Below are 18,239 nucleotides of genomic sequence, written 5' to 3' on the forward strand. Positions count from 1 at the left end.
AGCATATTTTGTCAGACATCGAATTATAATCATGCTGCTTAATTCATTACAATCTCAAATATAAATAACTATGAAAAAAACACATTACAGTTTAATTTGCGCTTTACTCCTCAGCTCATCAGCTTTTGCACAGGAAGTCACCAAATTGTATTCAGGTAAAGCCCCAGATTCTGAAAGTTGGACTTGGTCGGAAGCCGAAAGTACGAATAACATTTTCAAAACCAGAGTAATCTATAACGTAGCCGAACCAACCATCACGGCTTTTTTACCCGACAAAGATAAAGCGACTGGAACGGCAATGCTGATTGCACCGGGCGGAGCATTTCATACACTTTCTATTGACAGCGAAGGAATTGAAGTAGCCAAATACTTGAACTCAAAAGGTATTGCGGCATTCGTTTTGAAGTACAGAGTAGCCAGAAGTTTTACCGACGACCCCGTGAAAGAATTAATGGGCAAAATGGGTAACTTCAAAACTTTGGATGAAGAAAACGCTCCAGTGATTCCTTTAGCCATTCAAGATGCTTCAACAGCGATTAAATACATCCGAAAAAATGCAGAAAAGTACGACATCGACCCGAACAAAATTGGGATGATTGGCTTTTCGGCTGGCGGAACACTTACTTTAGGTGCAATGTACAAAGCTACCGAAGAAAGTAAACCTAATTTTATCGCTCCTATTTACGCTTACACAAAAGCAGTAGAGGAAATCAAAAATATTCCTAAAGAAAAAACGCCCATTTTTATCGCTTTGGCTTCCGACGACCAATTGGGTTTTGCACCAGCAAACGCACAATTATATTTAGATTGGAAAGCCGCAGGACAACCTGTGGAAATGCACATTTACGAAAAAGGTGGACATGGTTTTGGTATGAACAAACAAAAAATTCCAACAGATACTTGGTACGAACGTTTTGGCGATTGGCTAAAACTACAAGGTTATCTCAAAAAACGTTACCCTAACAAATGGGAACAACAATTTACCGAAGAACAATTAGAAATGTTTTCAAAACAAAATGCTGAAAGAGAAAGAAGAGATTGGGCAAACTTGGTAAAATACAAAAAAGCCAATGCCGAAATCGGCGAGCCTAAACAAGGACAAACAAGAGTAGTTTTTACAGGAGATTCTATCACAGAAGGCTGGGTTGGTGCTGACGCTGACTTTTTTAATAGCAATAATTATGTAGGAAGAGGCATCAGCGGACAAACGTCTCCACAAACTTTATTACGTTTTCGTCAGGATGTGGTGGATTTGAAACCTAAAGTAGTCATTATCAACATCGGTATCAACGACATTGAAGAAAACACGGGGGATTATATGCAAGAATATACTTTGGCAAACTATAAATCTATGATTGAAATCGCCAAAGCAAATAATATTAAAGTGATTTTGGCTTCGGTGATGCCAGCGGCTGCTTTTCCGTGGAGAAAAGAAATTAAAGATGTACCCATTAAAGTAATGGCTTTGAACGAAGGCATCAAACAATTGGCGAAACAATACAACTTGGTATATCTTGATTACTTCACGCCTTTGAAAGATGAAAGAAATGGATTGAGCAAAGAAATGGCAGAAGATGGCGTACATCCAACAATTACTTGCTATAAAATCATGGAGAAATTAGCTAAAGAAGCTATTACAAAAGCTTTGAAGTAGTTTTTTGATTTGAAAATGTGGGATGATTTGAAGATTTGAAAATGACTTTTTGGTAATTATGTGTCAATAAGTAATTTTCAAATTACCACATTTTCAAATCTTCAAATCACCATTTTATCATTTTCCCACCATAGAAACAGGTCTGCCACGCAAGGCTGACCAAGTTTCATCAATGGCTACTTGTGAAACCGCTTGAAGTCCGATTAAATCAAAAGCAGTCCAAACCGTTTCACGTTTAATATCACTTTTTATTTTACCTGTTCCTTTCGGATAACAAGCCCAAAATACACAATCGAATTTCCCAGCCTTACTTACAGACTGCATTAAAGTCTCTAATTCAGCTTGCTGAACGGCAAATACTTGTACAAAATCGTAAATTCCCTCCGCTTTGGGTTCAGTATCATAATTAGAGCCTACCAATAACGATAAGTAACTTTCAGGAGCATTCACAATCAAAAGCTGTTTATTGCTATCCAAACGAAGTTTTTTGAAGATATTTTCAGCAGACATAAGTAAAAACGTTAATTGTTTATCTATTATCAGTATTTCTAAAAAAGCGGTTTACTAAAACATAATCACTCAATCAAAAATCACTAATTCACTAACTGCTTAGTCCCTCACGAATTTCTTTCAAAATTCTATCTCCGCCCAGTTTTAAAATCTTTTCTGCTAAAGTTTCGCCGATTTCAATCGCATCCGTTCCTGATACTCTTTCTTTTAATACTTCTTGTCCGTCTAAACCGATAATTCCGCCTGTCATCGTCAATTCGCCATTTTCAGCAGTTTGTGCCAAGCCAAAAACTGGAATACTACAACCACCTTGCAAGCGTCTCAAGTAAGCACGTTCTGCCAATAGTTGTTGCTCCGTTTCGGCATGATTACACAATTCACGAATTTTTGCTTTCTTTTCAGCATCCAACGAAACGGCACATTCTATCGCCACAGAACCTTGTCCGACGGCCGGCGTAAACTTATTTAAAGAAATCAACTCAGCAATATGTTCTTCGTAGCCCATGCGATGCACTCCTGCATAAGCCAATAACAAAGCATCACAAACGCCACTTTCTAATTTGCCCATACGAGTTTGCAAATTGCCACGCATATCCACGGTTTTGATGTGCGGATAAAAATGCTTCAACATCGCTACTCTTCGGGTTGAAGAAGTACCAACTACAAAAGGTTTTCCACTTTCCAGCGATAAACTTTTATCATAACTTACCAAAACGTCGTTTACTTTTTCACGCTCGGTAAAGGCAATTAATTCTAAATCATCCGCCAATTCCGATTGTAAATCTTTGGCAGAATGTTGTGCTATATCTATTTCGCCAGAACGAAGTTTTTCTTCTAATTCTTCTGTAAATACTCCTTTTGAGCCAATTTTCGACAAAGAACGGTCTAAGATTTGGTCTCCTTTGGTATTGATAATAACGATTTCAACAGATAAACCGCCTTTTTCTAATGTTTCTTTGATGAAGTACGCTTGCCAAAGTGCTAATTTTGACCCTCTCGTTCCTAATTTTATTGTACTCATGGTTGGATGATTATTAGCTCTGAGCTATAAGCCTTGAGCTGTAAGCTTTTAGTTTTTGGATAATTCCATTTAAAGTAGCTGGAATTATTAAATGATAAATCTTTTACCCTTATTACTCAACAAATTCCAATTAGCAGGCGAATTAATTCGCCTGCTAAAAAGGTAATATTTTCTATCTGCTTGTTAATAATAAAATACAGATAACGGATATACTGTTGACGAATAACGTCTTTTTACTTAGCTTTTGAACAATCGGGCGATGGTTAATGATAAATCTAAATGTAAAATCTTCGCCCTTGCGTTGCGTTCTAAATAATAATATACTTGACTGAATTCTTGTACAATCAGTTCGATAGCTTCAATTTTTACTGCTTTTGAAAAATTTTGCACAAAAGTAAGCTCCTCTCCTTCCAATCTCACCAAAGCTTCTGCTCCGTTTTTCCAAAGTAATAAATCTCTGAAAATATTCAAGCCGTACTCCATCATGCCTTTTTGGTCTTCTTTCGACATTCCGTCAAATTCATCAGCCAATTTTATTAAAGCTGGCACATTGGGTTTGTACGCCATTCGCATCCAATTGGCAAACCATTCGTGCTGTACTTGGCCTTCGTGCGTAGTTAAAGCAACTGCTTTTGAAATATTTCCTTCAGATAAGTACGCAATTTGTTTGGCTCTTTCTGTTGTTACTCCTGTTTTTTCGGTAAGATATTCAACCGTATTTTCATCTGAAAAAGCAGGAATCATTACTCTTTGCGTTCTGGAAAGTATCGTTGTTAATAACTTGTTGGTATCGTTACATACGAGAATAAACAGCGTTTTGGTAGGCGGTTCTTCTAAAATTTTCAATAAAGAATTCGCCGACTCGATGTTCATTAATTCTGGTTGCCAAATAATCAGGATTTTGTACTCCGCTTCAAAAGCCTTGAGCGAAATTTTCTCAATAATATTATGAGCTTCCTTGATAGGAATAATTCCTTGCTTATTGCCAGTTGCACCCGTAAACTCCAACCAATCTGTTAAACTTCTGTACGGACTTTCAATCAAAAACTTACGCCAAGTAGGCAATAATTCCAAAATGGTTTCCTTCGCACTCGGAGTCGGGAAAATATGGTGAATATCAGGATGCACCATTTTTGCCATTTTGATACAAGACGCACAACGTCCACAAGCATCAGTTTCGGTCTTATCCTCGCAATTAATATAAGTTGAATATGCCCAAGCCAAAGCCAAGTTTGCTCCGCCAACTGCTCCATGAAACAATTGTGCATGAGCCACATGGTTCATTTGCACCGAACGAATCAGCGTATTTTTGATGGCACTTAAACCTGGGATTTCTTTAAATAACATTTATTCTTTTTCGATTTGAAAATTTGATGATGTGGGAGAATTTGAAAATTTGATGATTTGAAGATTTGAAAATAAGTAATTGCCCTTTATTTCATTTTCAAATTACCACACTTCCAAATCATCAAATCATCTCAAAAATTGCTTTTAAAATTTGTTCTTCAACGGCATCAAATTCTTTTCCTCTACGTTCCAAGACGGCACGAGCCACTTGGTTTGCTTTACGCAAATGATACGTTTTGAAAGTACCATTTCCATTACTCCACGAAAACGAAGGAATATGTTTTGGTTGAAAATCTGCTCCGAAAATATTGCAATTCACGCCCACAACCGTTCCAGTATTAAACATCGTATTGATACCACATTTAGAATGGTCGCCCATGATTAATCCCACAAATTGCGAACCTGTATTTTCGTAGCGATTACTTACATAACTCCACAATTCTACTTTTGAATAATCATTTTTCAAGTTAGAATTATTGGTATCAGCTCCCCAATTACACCACTCGCCAATCACAGAATTACCCATGAAGCCTTCGTGTCCTTTGTTTGAATTGCCAAAGATAACGGAATTACTGATTTCTCCGCCTACCTTACAATGCGGGCCAATGGTTGTATTTCTACGCATTTTTGCGCCCATATTCACGACAGATTTTTCGCAAATGGCAAAAGGACCTTGAATTAATGCTCCAATACTCAGACTTACATCTTTGCCAATATAAATCGGTCCATGAGTAGCATCGAGCACAACAGATTTTAAATCAACGCCTTCTTCAATGAAAATCTGTGATTCATTATAAAAAGCAGTAAAGCGGTCGCTGATTGGCTGTGAAGTTCTTCCCTGAGTAATTCTCTCAAAATCGCTAATAATTTGCTCGCCGTTGTGTGTATAAATATCTATTGCATGGCGAATGATTCGGAGAGAACCTTCAAAAGTAACCGTATTTTCAAAAGTATTTTTCGTTTCTTTACTTCTATAAGCAAGAATCGTTTCTCCTTGAAGCAAAGCAGTTTCTGGAGCTAATTCTTGAATGGCTTCAACTAACGTTTTCGTCGGACAAACCGCTCCGTTGATAAATATATTATCTTCAGTCAAGATTAATGGATACTTTGTCTGTAAATAATCTTGTGTATCAAATGAAACTTCACTTTGTAAGTACGCTTGCCATTTTTCACTGATGGTTTGAATTCCGATGCGGATTTCGCTGACAGGACGAGTAAAAGTTAGAGGCAACAAAGACTGACGAATCTGTATCTCATCAAAAAGGATAAAATTCATAAACTTAGTACGGAGTATCCCATCCGCTGGGCAAGATTAGTTTAGCGTTTGTAATCGTACAAAATTAATGAAAGTGCTACATTTCACTAATTTTCAGTGTTATCTGTTCATCATTAACAGATAATCGCCACAAATATAAGTTATATATTACCGATAATTTATCATAAAAAAACCTTTCAGATTGCTCTAAAAGGTTTTTTTTCAATTTCGACACCAGTTGGGTAGAAGAATTATTTCTTGCCACCGAAACGTTTGTAGAATTTATCAACACGACCCGCAGTATCCAATAATACATTTTTACCTGTATAGAATGGGTGCGACTCAGAAGAAACCTCGATTTTGAATACTGGATAAGTTTCTCCTTCAAATTCAGTTGTTTCAGTTGTTTTTACACATGATTGTGTTAAAAACTTGTAATCAGCAGACAAATCATGGAAAACCACTGGTCTGTAATCTGGATGAATTCCTTGTTTCATGGTAATATTTTGATTTTGAGACGATTCCCCGCCGTCTCTGGATTGTATATAATGAGTCGTTTGTTAAATTGGGAGATACAGTATTCAAGATGTTTAAAATAATTAAACGAATTACTGATAACAATCGACAAAAGCACTTTTTCTATTTGAGGGTGCAAAATTACATTTTTTTTGGTGGTTTCAAAAACTTTTTTAAGGTAATTTGATTTAAGTTTTCAAGAAAAAGTATTCTTAATTTTTTATAAAAAACTTCAGTATGATTATTCCAAGTTAGACACTTGGCTGAATGGCACTGGGCTTGAATTCTTGTTGTACATAACAAATAGTTTGCTTTTTTTCTTGCTTTTTAATGGTTGGTTATTCGTTGCGAATAGATTAAGAAATTGTTATCTTTGAAGTGCATACCAAAATCATTCATTATTAAAGTTTCTGTTTTATTTAAAGATTTAGCCCATCGAATCAGTCCTTGATTTCTTTGAGATTGCTAACACAAAAATTCTTAAAATTTTAGCCGAATTAATTCTTAAATCATTTTTCATCTTCAAGAAAAAACAATGATTTAAGTAAAAAATAATGGAGATTAAGGAATGAAAAACAAAAGGTTTGTGTTGAAGAGAACACCCACAAAATGGTTTCAACAATATACTCAAGGAATGATTATTTGATTTCTTTGAATGATTATATTCAAGCCTTCTTTCTTTATTTTAATAGAACTGAACACAATAAAAAACCCGAGTTAATATGTACGTTATCAAAAGAGATGGCAGACGTGAGTCTGTAAAGTTTGACAAGATTACCGCCAGAATCGAAAAACTTTGCTATAGTCTCGATCCATTCTTTGTGCAGCCCCTCGAAGTAGCCAAAAAAGTTATTACTGGGCTTTATGATGGAGTAACCACGAGCGAATTAGATAATTTGGCGGCAGAAACAGCTGCGTCGATGACGACGAAGCACCCTGACTATGCCGTACTTGCAGCCAGAATTGCTGTTTCTAATTTGCATAAAGGGACTTTAAAATCGTTCTCGGCAACGATGAAACGTCTCTATAATTACACAGACCCAAAAACTGGCGAAAATGCCGCTTTATTGTCGAAAGAAGTATATGATGTCATTAAGAAAAATGCAGGTGAATTAGACGCTGCTATTATTTATGACCGTGACTTCGGCTACGATTACTTTGGGTTCAAGACTTTAGAAAAATCTTATCTTCTAAAAATGGAAGGTAAAATTGCTGAACGTCCACAACACATGTTGATGCGTGTATCTATTGGTATTCACGGTAGCGATGTTGAAAAAGCCATTGAAACTTACAATTTATTGTCAGAACGTTGGTTTACTCATGCTACTCCTACCCTTTTCAATGCAGGTACACAAAAACCACAAATGTCATCTTGTTTCTTATTAACGATGCAAGACGATTCAATTGAAGGAATTTATGATACATTAAAACAATGTGCTAAAATTTCTCAATCGGCTGGTGGAATTGGTTTATCAATTCACAATGTTCGTGCTACGGGTTCATATATTAAAGGAACAAACGGTACTTCAAACGGTATTGTACCGATGTTGAAAGTATTTAATGATACTGCTCGTTACGTTGACCAAGGAGGAGGAAAACGCAAAGGTTCATTTGCGGTTTACTTAGAACCTTGGCATGCAGATATTTTTGATTTCTTAGAATTAAAGAAAAATCACGGTAAAGAAGAAATGCGTGCAAGAGATTTATTCTACGCATTATGGATTCCAGATTTATTCATGAAACGTGTTAAAGATAATGACACTTGGTCATTACTTTGTCCACACGAATGTCCAGGTTTAGCAGATACTTATGGTGAAGAGTTTGAAAAACTTTATACCAGCTATGAATTAGCTGGAAAAGCACGTAAAGTAATTAAGGCTCAAGATTTATGGTTCGAGATTTTAGAATCTCAAACAGAAACTGGAACGCCTTATATGTTGTTCAAAGACCACGCTAACCGTAAATCAAACCAGAAAAATTTAGGTACAATCAAGTCTTCAAACTTATGTACTGAAATTATGGAATATACTTCTAAAGACGAAGTAGCGGTTTGTAACTTAGCATCTTTAGCTTTACCAAAATTCGTAAAAACTAACGAAAGAGGTTTCCAAGAATTTGACCACCAAGCTTTATATAAAGTAACAAAGGTTGCAGCGAAAAACTTAAATAAAATCATCGACCGTAACTATTATCCAGTTGAAGAAGCAAGACGTTCAAACATGCGTCACCGCCCGATTGGTTTAGGTGTTCAAGGTTTGGCTGATGTATTTATTTTGTTAAGAATGCCTTTTGAATCGGCAGAAGCTAAACAATTGAATAAAGATATTTTTGAAACCATGTACTATGCAGCGATGGAAGCTTCAATGGAATTGGCTATTCAAGAAGGTCCTTATGAAACTTGGGCAGGTTCACCAATCTCGCAAGGTATTTTCCAATTTGATATGTGGGGAGTTACGCCAGAGTCTGGTCGTTGGAATTGGGAAGATTTAAGAGAAAAAGTAAAAACACATGGTGTAAGAAACTCATTATTAGTAGCACCGATGCCAACGGCTTCGACCTCACAAATCTTGGGTAATAACGAATGTTTTGAGCCTTATACTTCAAACATTTACGCACGTAGAGTACTTTCTGGAGAATTCGCTGTAGTGAACAAACACCTTCTTCGTGACTTGGTGAAGTTGAACTTATGGAATGATTCAATGAAAAATAAATTGATTTCTGCCAACGGTTCGGTTCAAAACATTGCTGAAATTCCGCAAAGTTTAAAAGACCTTTATAAAACAGTTTGGGAAATCAAACAAAAAGTAATTATTGAAATGGCTGCCGACAGAGGTGCATATATTTGCCAGTCGCAATCATTAAATATTCATATTCAAGACCCGAACTTTGGTAAACTTACTTCGATGCACTTCTACGCATGGGAAAAAGGCTTGAAAACTGGGATGTATTATCTTAGAACAAAAGCTGCTGCCGATGCTATCAAGTTTACAGTCGAAAAACAAGCCGAAGTGGCCATTGAGCAAGCAAATGTTGTGCAAGAGCACGAGATGAGTTATGAAGCTTATGCCGCACAAGCAGCACAAGCGAAATCATCAGCTGCCTCACTCGTTGTAGGAGGCCTAGACAGCGTAGTCGAACAAAATTGGTCGGCGATGCAATGCTCAATTGACGATCCTGATGGATGCGAAGCCTGCGGGTCTTAATCATTTCAGTTTTTAAAAAGCCCTCATTCCACAAGATTGAGGGCTTTTTTTATAAACTTCATCTAAAATACTGAAAAGAGTAGCAGAAAATTATTAATTTAACTGTTCATTCTTTGAAGTACATGCAATTACTTTGACAAAGATTAAATTGCTTAACATAAAAACAAATCAAGTAACCCGATGAAATCCAAAAATTACTTAATACTTTTAGTCACTTTGTGCTTTTCTATTTTCCTACATATTCATGAAAGTAATGCTCAGTATGGCGGTGGATATGGCTATGGAGGTTACGGAAGAGGTGGAATGGGAAGAAGTACACTACCTCAAGCAGGTGAAGGTACTACCCGAAAAGCAGATTTAGACCCTGAAAAAATGGCTAATGAGGATACTCGTTGGATGATAAAAAAATTAAAACTAACCGAAGAGCAAATTCCAAAAGTTGAAAATGCTAACATTAACTTTGCCTTCAAACGTTTAGATTTTTCGGAAGAAGTAAAGAAAATTGTACCTCCAATTACGGAAGAAGTACGTTCAAAAATCAGAGCAAAAGCTGTGACTATCAAAGAAGAAAGAGATAAAGAAATGAAAGCTATTCTAACAGAAGAGCAATTTCAGATTTATTTGAAAAAGAAGGATAATTATTAAATTGAAACGTAAAGTTGAGCAATAGATAAAAGTATCTTGATTAAAGTAAAATATAACAAAACATCGGAAGTCATCAGCATATATTGCTGATGGCTTTTTTTATGTTAAAAAAATAATTAAAAACATAAAGGTTTACTTCGTAAAAACGCCTAAATTAGTCATTGATTCTTTACCCATTAAACGTTAATTATGAAAAAGCTACTATCCTACTTATCTCTTGCTTTGCTAGCAAGCAGTTGTTTCAAACTTGATAGCCCACCTGATTTCCCAATCACTAGCGAAGGGTATCGACCTATTTATGCAAATGCCGACGAAATAGACAAAGTAGTTATCACTACTCCACAACCATTAAAATCTCCCGGTAAAATTTATATCAAAGACCAGTTTTTATTTGTGAACGAACTTGGTAAAGGCGTTCATATCTTTGATAATAAAGACCCGAAAAGCCCCAAGAAAATTGCCTTTTTGCAAATTCCAAGCAATGTAGATATTGCCATTAGGGGCGATATTTTATATGCCGATAACTTGAAAGATTTGATAAGTATTAATATTAGCAAACCTTCAGAAGCCAAGCTAGTACATCGCCTAAAAGACGTGTTTGAATCTCAAGATTATCCACCAGTTACCAATGTGCGTTTTGAATGTGTTGACAGTAACAAAGGCGTAGTAATTGGTTGGGAAAAAGTTTTAAACGTTGACTACACACTAAAATGCTACAGATGAAAAAGACACAATTATTATATTGTATTTTGGGGTTAATATACCTTCAAAGTTGCCAACAAGGAGCTAACGATTCGGTGTCTCCCTTTGGAAATGGTACAGGTGGTTCTATGGCTCGTTTTACTTTAGGAGATGGCTATCTTTATACAGTAGGCACTAGCAATATGTCTATTTTCGATATTAAGAATACTTCTCCTCAAAAAATCAAAACTATCAATTTAAGCTTTGGCTTAGAAACCATTTACCCTTATAAAAACATGCTTTTTATTGGAAGTAATACGGGAATGCAAATTTTCAATAACCAAGACCCTGCAAATCCATTTTTGCTTTCTACTTATACACACATAAAGAGTTGTGATCCCGTGGTGGTTCAAGATAATTATGCTTATGTGACCTTAAGAAATGGAACATTATGCCAAAGAGGAGTAAATTCTCTGGATATTGTCAATATCAGTAATCCCTCAAACCCTACATTAGTAAAATCCATTCCAATGAAAAACCCTCATGGATTAGCTGTAGATGGGAAAAACCTATTTATCTGTGAAGGTAGTTTTGGGTTAAAATCTTTTGATTTATCAGACCCAGTAAATCCTGTTGAAAAGGAGTTTTTAACTGATGTGGTTTCGTATGATGTTATTCCAAATCAACAAAAACTAATAGTAACTGGTCAGAATGGTATTTATCAATACGATTATAGCGACCCAAAAGCATTAAAACTTCTCAGTAAAATACCTATCGAATGAAATATTCTATCTTAATTATATTATTAGTCTTCAGTCGAATTTTCACATTTGCCCAAAGTGATACTACCATTTCGCATCGACACTTACTTCTCAAAATAGCACCATTGACATATCTAGGAGCCCATGCCGCAATTCAGCTTGGGCTTGAAACAAATATTAGTGCCAGAACCACCATTGCGTTTGATTACGCCTATGGTAATGCTGATATTTCACTATCTGGCACAAAGGGTACTTATGATGAAGGCGAAATATCACAACGATACAGATTAGAATTTAGAAGATATACAAAACCATTTGCTTTGAGAAATAAGGGCATAAATTCTTTTTATGGACTTGAACTCTTCAACCGCACCAATACTTATCCAAGTACTACAACCATTGGTAGAGGGGGAAATTCTTGGAATAATGATTATAAATATTATGAAAAACTCTCTGACGATACTATTTATAAAGTTTGGGGAGCTTATGGAAAAATAGGAGTAATGGGACAAATCAGTGAGCGATTTTGGCTAGAATGGTATGGGGGAATTGGTATGGCTACTCATACAAATACAACTGGTGAATACACATTAGAGCCCAATGACCATGTTTTCTCTGAGAATGGGCGTCCACAAACGATATACTTTAATTTTCATAATCCACTAAACTTTAAAATAACAGGTGTGGATTTTTTATGGTCTTTAAAGTTGAGCTATCAAATTTTATAGAATGGTTATTAACAACATGAGTCATCCCGAATTTTCTCCTAAAATAGCGAGTTTTAGAAGATTTAAAAGTTTTTTGGATTTGTTCTCGTCCTTACTTTTTGTCTTGATACAAAAAGTAACCGCAGCGGCGGCCGCAAAAAAATCAAGAATTCCTAAACTCGCTTCGCTCAAACAGTAGGAATTCGTTACCCATCAATCACCAAAAAGCGGTCGAAAAACTAATTTCGACCGCTTTTTGGTGATTTTAAAATTCGGGATGACTCATGTTTTAATTATTTACTAATCTCCAACATTGCTTTCAACGCCTTTAAAGCAGGAATTCTTACTTCTTCAGGCACTTGAATTTCTGGTAATTCATAGAACATTGCATTGTAGAGTTTTTCCATCGTATTCATTTTCATATATGGACATTCTGAACAAGCACAAGCATTTTTTTCATTCGCTGGTGCAGGAATAAGCTTTTTATGAGGCACAGCCATTTTCATTTTGTGCAAAATACCTGCCTCTGTCGCCACAATAAACTCCTGACAGTCTGATGATTGAACAAAACTTAAAAGCGCCGTAGTTGAACCTACAAAATCTGCTTGAGATAAGATTACTTCCTTACATTCTGGGTGAGCAATCAATAAAGCATTCGGATTTTCTTCTTTCGCTTTCTTGAGTTTTTCCAAAGAAATATCAATATGAACAATACAAGCACCTTCCCACAAAATCAAATCACGACCTGTTTTTTTCGCTACATATCTTCCTAAATTGGCATCAGGAGCAAAAATAATTTGTTTATCGGCAGGAATTGATTCAACCACTTTCACTGCATTTGACGAAGTACAAATAATGTCCGTCATCGCTTTAATATCTGCGGTACAATTGATATAACTCACCACAACAGCCTCCGGATATTTTGCTTTGAAAGCAGCAAATTCCTCTTTCGGAGCAGCATCAGCCAAAGAACAACCAGCGTTTAAATCTGGCAATACTACTTTTTTATTCGGATTAAGAATCTTAGCTGTTTCACCCATGAAGTGTACTCCACAGAAAACAATCATATCAGCATCGGTTTGTTCCGCCGCTTGTGCCAAACCCAAACTATCTCCTAAAAAATCTGCGATTTCCTGAATTTCAGCATCAACATAATAATGAGCTAAGATTACCGCATTTTTCTCTTTTTTAAGTTTTAAAATCTGTTCTTTTAAATCTTCTCCTTTGAACGGAACAGAGCGACTCACATAGCCAACTCGTTGTGATTCTTCTAATAAATTCATTGTTAAAATTTTATATCGTGAGAAAAGACACCTTTTTATTGAGTGATTAAGTAAATAATATTAAAATTGCTAATTACTATTCACCAATCACTCTAATAAGCTTTTAAGCTTAAATCCAAACTATTTACATGATGTGTTAAAGCGCCACAAGAAATATAATCTACACCACAGTCTGCATATTGTCGGACGGTCTTTTCATTAATTCCACCAGAAGCTTCAGTAGGATATTTACCATCAATGATGCTTACAGCCTCACGTAAATCATCAAATGAAAAATTGTCTAACATAATTCTGTTTACTTGTCCTATTGCTAAAACTTCCTGAAGCTCTGTTAAGTTTCTTACTTCAATTTCAATACTTAATGCACGTCCTGTTTCTTTCAAATAATCGTTTGCTTGTTTGATAGCATTGTGAATTCCTCCAGCATAATCCACATGATTATCTTTTATCAAAATCATATCGAACAATGCGTAACGATGATTTTCGGCACCCCCAATTTTACAAGCCCATTTTTCGCAAAGGCGGAAATTTGGCGTTGTTTTACGAGTATCCAATAATTTGGTTTTCGTTCCTTCCAATAATTTCACCATCGAATCGGTATAAGTAGCAATACCAGACATTCTTTGCATACAATTCAGCACCAAGCGTTCTGCCTTTAAAATTGATTGCGAAGAACCTTCAACAGTCAAAACAATTTCTCCTTTTTTTATCGTCGTGCCGTCTTCCAGCAATACTTTTACTTCAAGGGCTTTATCAACTTCTTCAAAAATCATCGTTGCTAAAGTTACTCCCGCTAACATTCCATCTTCTTTTACCAATAGCTTTGCTCGTCCAGTGGCTGTTGCAGGAATCGTTGATAGTGAAGTATGATCACCGTCACCAACATCTTCGGCAAGAGCAGTTTGAATGAATTTTTTGATATATGATGGTTCTAAATAATTAAACATTTCTGCGCTGTTTATGAATGACGGCTCAAAAGTAAGAAATAATTTCTAACAGGTGGAACAATTATTTTAAGTGAGAATTTGGAATTACCAAACAAAAAGTGATAGTTTTGTAATTCAGAATGCAAAAAAATTCACACATAGCTCGTTTGTTCAGCGTCTTTTTGATGTCGCTCGTTATTGTTTTTACCGTTTTTGGTAAAACAATTAATGTTACTCAAAAAAGCCAAAACTTGCTTAGTAAAGTAAAAACAGAACAAAGACAGGACAATCAGGTACCTAAACAATGTTCTGTTTCTGAACTTTCGGTGATGCAGGTTTCTGTACCTGTTAACATTGATTTTGCACAAGAATTCATTTTCCATCCTTGTGAATTTGCTTTTTTATCTTTTGAACGCACCATTCAATCTGTTCAAAATTTAGCATTTCGCCTTCCGCATCTCGAAGTACTTTTCGAGCATTTTATCGTTACCAACGCCCCATAATTTTTTCTTGATAAACATTTTTGATAGAAAATTTCTATCAAATCAAAGACGTTTTGCTATGTCGGCTAAAATGTTACAACCCTAATCATCCGTTTATTTACTCACAATTACTTTTTCCCTACAAAAATGCGTTATAAAAGTGCCATAATTTGGCTGACTGGAATTATTTCAGCCTTATGTTTATTTTTCCTTTCGTTTACTTGGAAAGCAAGCTCAGTTCGTGAAGACGCTATTAATTATGCGACTTCAAAATCTGGAGAATTAGATCCAGCAAAGAAAACTCATTACATTGACTCTCTTTGGAAACAACCTATTTATTTAGGCTTTACTTTACAAGAAGTAACTACTTATGCACTTCATAAAGGTTTGGACTTAGAAGGCGGTCTTCATGCAGTGTTAGAAGTTTCTCCAGTAGAAATCCTTCGTGCATTGTCAGGAAAAAGCAATGATCCTAACTTCGAAAAAGCAATTCAAGAAGCATCTGCTGCACAAGCAACTTCAACAAAAACTTTCAATGAATTATTCTATGAGGCTTTTGCTAAAATTGCTCCGAATCAAAAATTGGCATCAATTTTCGCTAACTCTGTAAATCGTGAAAAATTAAATTCTAATTCTTCAGATTCACAAGTAAAGAAAGTAATCAACGATGAAATTGATGGAGCTGTTGATCGTGTTTATAAAACAGTTCAAACTCGTATTGATAAATTAGGAGTTGCTAACCCTAACATCCAACGTTTACCAGGAACAAACCGTATTCAAGTAGAATTACCAGGTATTGATAATCCTGAACGTGCTAGAAAATTATTATCAGCAGCTTCTAAATTAGAATTTATAGAAGTAGCTGAAATTTCTGAATGGGGACCAGGCTTAAATTCTTTAGGTGAATATTTAACTGCGGAAGAAAAGGCTAAAAAAGCAAGTACTGCAACAGCGACAACTTCTACCGATACTACAAAAGCTGGTGGATTGGCTGGTCAATTATCAGGTGCTGCTAAAGTAGCGAAAAAAGATTCTGCTGTAAAAGACACAACTGCTGGTTCGGCACTTACAAAATTGTTTTTGCCTTTGGATAACCAAGGAAGATCTTGGGGTGTTTTCCGTAAAGATACTGCTCGTGTAAATGAATTGTTCAGTCGTCCTGAAGTAAAAATCATGTTCCCTTCAGGTCTGCAATTTGCTTGGAATGCCATTGGAATTCCTGCAACAAATGGTGACGAAATTATTCCTTTTGAATTCTTGAGAAAAGCAGAAGGACAAAAAGCACCATTGGATGGAGAAGTAATTACAGATGCGGCTCAAGATTTTGACCAAAACGGACGCCCAGAAGTAACCATGAATATGAATGGTACTGGTGCTAGAATTTGGAAAAATTTAACAGCTGCGAATGTTGGAAAACGTATTGCAATTGTATTGGATAACTATATTTACTCTGCTCCAAATATTAACGGAGAAATCGCTGGCGGACGTTCATCAATTTCTGGTTCATTCACAGTTGAACAAGCAAAAGATTTAGCGAACGTAATTAAATCAGGTAAATTATCTGCTCCTACTCGTATCGTTGAAGATGCTTTTATCGGTCCTTCATTAGGTGCTGAGGCTATCAACCAAGGTTATTTCTCAATGGCATTGGGTTTATTGTTAGTTGTTATCTTCATGATTGGTTACTATGGTAGCCCAGGTTGGATGGCTAATGCTGCACTTTTCTTCAACGTATTCTTTATTGCAGGTGTACTAGTACAAATTCAAGCAGCATTAACATTGCCAGGTATCGCAGGTATTGTGTTAACATTAGGTATGGCGGTTGATGCTAACGTATTGATTAACGAGCGTATTCGTGAAGAACTTCACCAAGGAAAAGGTTTATTAGAATCTATCAAACTAGGTTATGAAAAAGCACTTTCGGCTATTATTGATGGTAACGTTACCACAATCATTATCGGGGTTATTTTGATTATTTTTGGTTCAGGTTCTGTAAAAGGATTTGGTGTTACTTTGTGTATCGGCTTAGTTACGTCTGTATTTACTGCTGTATTTGTTTCTCATGTTTTTGTAGATTGGATGGCAAATCGTGCTATCAAAGCTGGAAAAGAAAAAGACGTTACTTTTGAAACATTCATTTCTAAAGATCTTTTCAAAGGACTTAACTTTGACTTTATCGGAAAACGTAAGTATTCATACTGGTTCTCATGGGGTTTAATTGCTGTTGGAGCTATCGTATTAACAATCCAAGGTGGTTTTAACTTAGGTGTTGACTTCAAAGGTGGTCGTTCTTACGTAGTAGAATTATCTAAACCAGTAGAAGCTGGAACAATTAAAGATGGTTTAGCGGATAGCTTTGAAGGAAAAGGTGTTGAAGTAAAAACTTTTAATGGTGACACTAAATTAAAAATCACTACGGCATACTTAGTAGAAGACGAAACGATTCAAGCAAACCAGAAAGTTCGTAAAGCATTAGAAAATGGTTTGAAGACATTTGCTGATGCTAAACCAACAATTGTTTCAGAATCTAAAGTAGGTGCAACCATTGCAGATGATATTTTAAAACAATCATTCATTTCAATTCTTTATGCTCTAGTTGGTATTTTCATTTACATTTTATTACGTTTCCGTAAATGGCAATATTCATTAGGTGGTATTATCGCCCTTTTACACGATTCATTAGTAGTATTAGGAATGGTTGGTATTACTCGCCTTTTCGGATTTGAGTTAGAAGTTGACCAAATCTTTATTGCAGCGGTATTAACTGTAATTGGTTACTCTATTAACGATACCGTGGTAGTATTCGACCGTATTCGTGAAGAAATTGGTCTTGATGCCGATTTGAGCAACAAAGAATTGATGATTAAAACAATTAACCAATCTATTAACCATACTATGAGCCGTACAGTAATGACTGCTACAACAGTATTCTTGGTAGTAACTGTATTGTTATTCTTTGGTGGAGATATTCTAAGAGGTTTCTCATTCGCCATGTTTATCGGTGTTGTTTTCGGTGCTTATTCTTCAATTTTCGTAGCTGCGCCAATCGTAATCGATTTAGGTACGGGTAAGAAAAAAGTTGAACCTGCCGCAAAAGCTTAAATAGTCCATTAAAAGACCTGTAAGTTGATTGACTTGCAGGTCTTTTTTTGTTTTGACACAAAATATTCTGTATCTTCAAAGATGTTTAAACAAAATATACTTTCGTAGAATGAAGTATTAATACTTTTTTATCTCGAAAGGATTTC

16 protein-coding genes are annotated in these 18,239 nt (G+C 35.8%); 9 read left to right on the forward strand and 7 right to left on the reverse strand.

The window, feature by feature from the left end:
* Positions 1–70 precede the first annotated feature (70 nt).
* Entirely contained in the window at positions 71–1,654 is a 1,584-nt protein-coding gene (locus VB798_RS05050; protein ID WP_323256610.1) for a GDSL-type esterase/lipase family protein, read from the forward strand.
* Positions 1,655–1,771: 117 nt separating this feature from the next.
* On the opposite strand, the gene VB798_RS05055 is transcribed toward VB798_RS05050, so the two are convergent.
* The 5 genes from VB798_RS05055 to VB798_RS05075 form a co-directional block, all read right to left on the reverse strand.
* The gene (locus VB798_RS05055; RefSeq protein ID WP_323256613.1) at positions 1,772–2,164 is read right to left on the reverse strand and encodes a hypothetical protein; all 393 of its coding nucleotides are present in this window, start codon (positions 2,162–2,164) and stop codon (positions 1,772–1,774) included.
* Positions 2,165–2,255: 91 nt separating this feature from the next.
* Positions 2,256–3,185: a hydroxymethylbilane synthase gene (gene hemC, locus VB798_RS05060; protein WP_323256615.1), complete on the reverse strand. Its 930-nt coding sequence runs from the start codon at positions 3,183–3,185 to the stop codon at positions 2,256–2,258.
* 237 nt (positions 3,186–3,422) lie between these two features.
* The gene (locus VB798_RS05065) at positions 3,423–4,532 is read right to left on the reverse strand and encodes a DNA polymerase III subunit (protein WP_323256617.1); all 1,110 of its coding nucleotides are present in this window, start codon (positions 4,530–4,532) and stop codon (positions 3,423–3,425) included.
* Positions 4,533–4,653: 121 nt separating this feature from the next.
* Complete coding sequence (locus tag VB798_RS05070; RefSeq protein WP_323256620.1) at positions 4,654–5,808, reverse strand: GlmU family protein; 1,155 nt, start codon at positions 5,806–5,808, stop codon at positions 4,654–4,656.
* Between the two features lie 230 nt (positions 5,809–6,038).
* Entirely contained in the window at positions 6,039–6,284 is a 246-nt protein-coding gene (locus VB798_RS05075) for a type B 50S ribosomal protein L31 (protein WP_323256622.1), read from the reverse strand.
* Positions 6,285–7,025: 741 nt separating this feature from the next.
* On the opposite strand from VB798_RS05075, the gene VB798_RS05080 reads away from it, so the two are divergent.
* The 6 genes from VB798_RS05080 to VB798_RS05105 all read left to right on the forward strand — a co-directional run bounded on the left by VB798_RS05080 (position 7,026) and on the right by VB798_RS05105 (position 12,499).
* A complete protein-coding gene (locus tag VB798_RS05080; protein WP_323256624.1) occupies positions 7,026–9,506 on the forward strand; it encodes a ribonucleoside-diphosphate reductase subunit alpha in 2,481 nt (826 codons plus the stop codon).
* Positions 9,507–9,686: 180 nt separating this feature from the next.
* Positions 9,687–10,151 carry a hypothetical protein gene (locus VB798_RS05085; RefSeq protein WP_323256626.1) on the forward strand — a complete coding sequence of 155 codons (465 nt, stop codon included), beginning with the start codon at positions 9,687–9,689 and terminating at the stop codon, positions 10,149–10,151.
* 189 nt (positions 10,152–10,340) lie between these two features.
* Entirely contained in the window at positions 10,341–10,874 is a 534-nt protein-coding gene (locus VB798_RS05090) for an LVIVD repeat-containing protein (protein WP_323256628.1), read from the forward strand.
* Positions 10,871–11,614, forward strand: coding sequence for an LVIVD repeat-containing protein (locus VB798_RS05095; RefSeq protein ID WP_323256630.1), 744 nt, complete (start codon positions 10,871–10,873; stop codon positions 11,612–11,614). Before VB798_RS05090 ends, VB798_RS05095 begins: the two co-directional genes overlap by 4 nt.
* Positions 11,611–12,321, forward strand: a complete 711-nt coding sequence (locus tag VB798_RS05100) for a hypothetical protein (RefSeq protein WP_323256632.1) — start codon at positions 11,611–11,613, stop codon at positions 12,319–12,321. The genes VB798_RS05095 and VB798_RS05100 overlap by 4 nt, the downstream gene beginning before the upstream one ends.
* Positions 12,322–12,337: 16 nt before the next feature.
* The gene (locus VB798_RS05105; protein ID WP_323256634.1) at positions 12,338–12,499 is read left to right on the forward strand and encodes a hypothetical protein; all 162 of its coding nucleotides are present in this window, start codon (positions 12,338–12,340) and stop codon (positions 12,497–12,499) included.
* A 94-nt stretch (positions 12,500–12,593) separates the two neighbouring features.
* On the opposite strand, the gene nadA is transcribed toward VB798_RS05105, so the two are convergent.
* Positions 12,594–13,583: a quinolinate synthase NadA gene (gene nadA / locus VB798_RS05110; RefSeq protein ID WP_323256636.1), complete on the reverse strand. Its 990-nt coding sequence runs from the start codon at positions 13,581–13,583 to the stop codon at positions 12,594–12,596.
* 92 nt (positions 13,584–13,675) lie between these two features.
* The gene (gene nadC / locus VB798_RS05115) at positions 13,676–14,530 is read right to left on the reverse strand and encodes a carboxylating nicotinate-nucleotide diphosphorylase (RefSeq protein ID WP_323256638.1); all 855 of its coding nucleotides are present in this window, start codon (positions 14,528–14,530) and stop codon (positions 13,676–13,678) included.
* A 119-nt stretch (positions 14,531–14,649) separates the two neighbouring features.
* On the opposite strand from nadC, the gene VB798_RS05120 reads away from it, so the two are divergent.
* Both VB798_RS05120 and secDF read left to right on the forward strand, forming a co-directional pair.
* Positions 14,650–15,012: a hypothetical protein gene (locus VB798_RS05120; protein WP_323256640.1), complete on the forward strand. Its 363-nt coding sequence runs from the start codon at positions 14,650–14,652 to the stop codon at positions 15,010–15,012.
* A gap of 126 nt (positions 15,013–15,138) precedes the next feature.
* Positions 15,139–18,093, forward strand: a complete 2,955-nt coding sequence (gene secDF / locus VB798_RS05125; protein ID WP_323256642.1) for a protein translocase subunit SecDF — start codon at positions 15,139–15,141, stop codon at positions 18,091–18,093.
* The last annotated feature ends 146 nt before the right edge of the window (positions 18,094–18,239 follow it).

Source organism: Arcicella lustrica (genome assembly GCF_034930985.1).
Classification (GTDB): domain Bacteria; phylum Bacteroidota; class Bacteroidia; order Cytophagales; family Spirosomataceae; genus Arcicella; species Arcicella lustrica.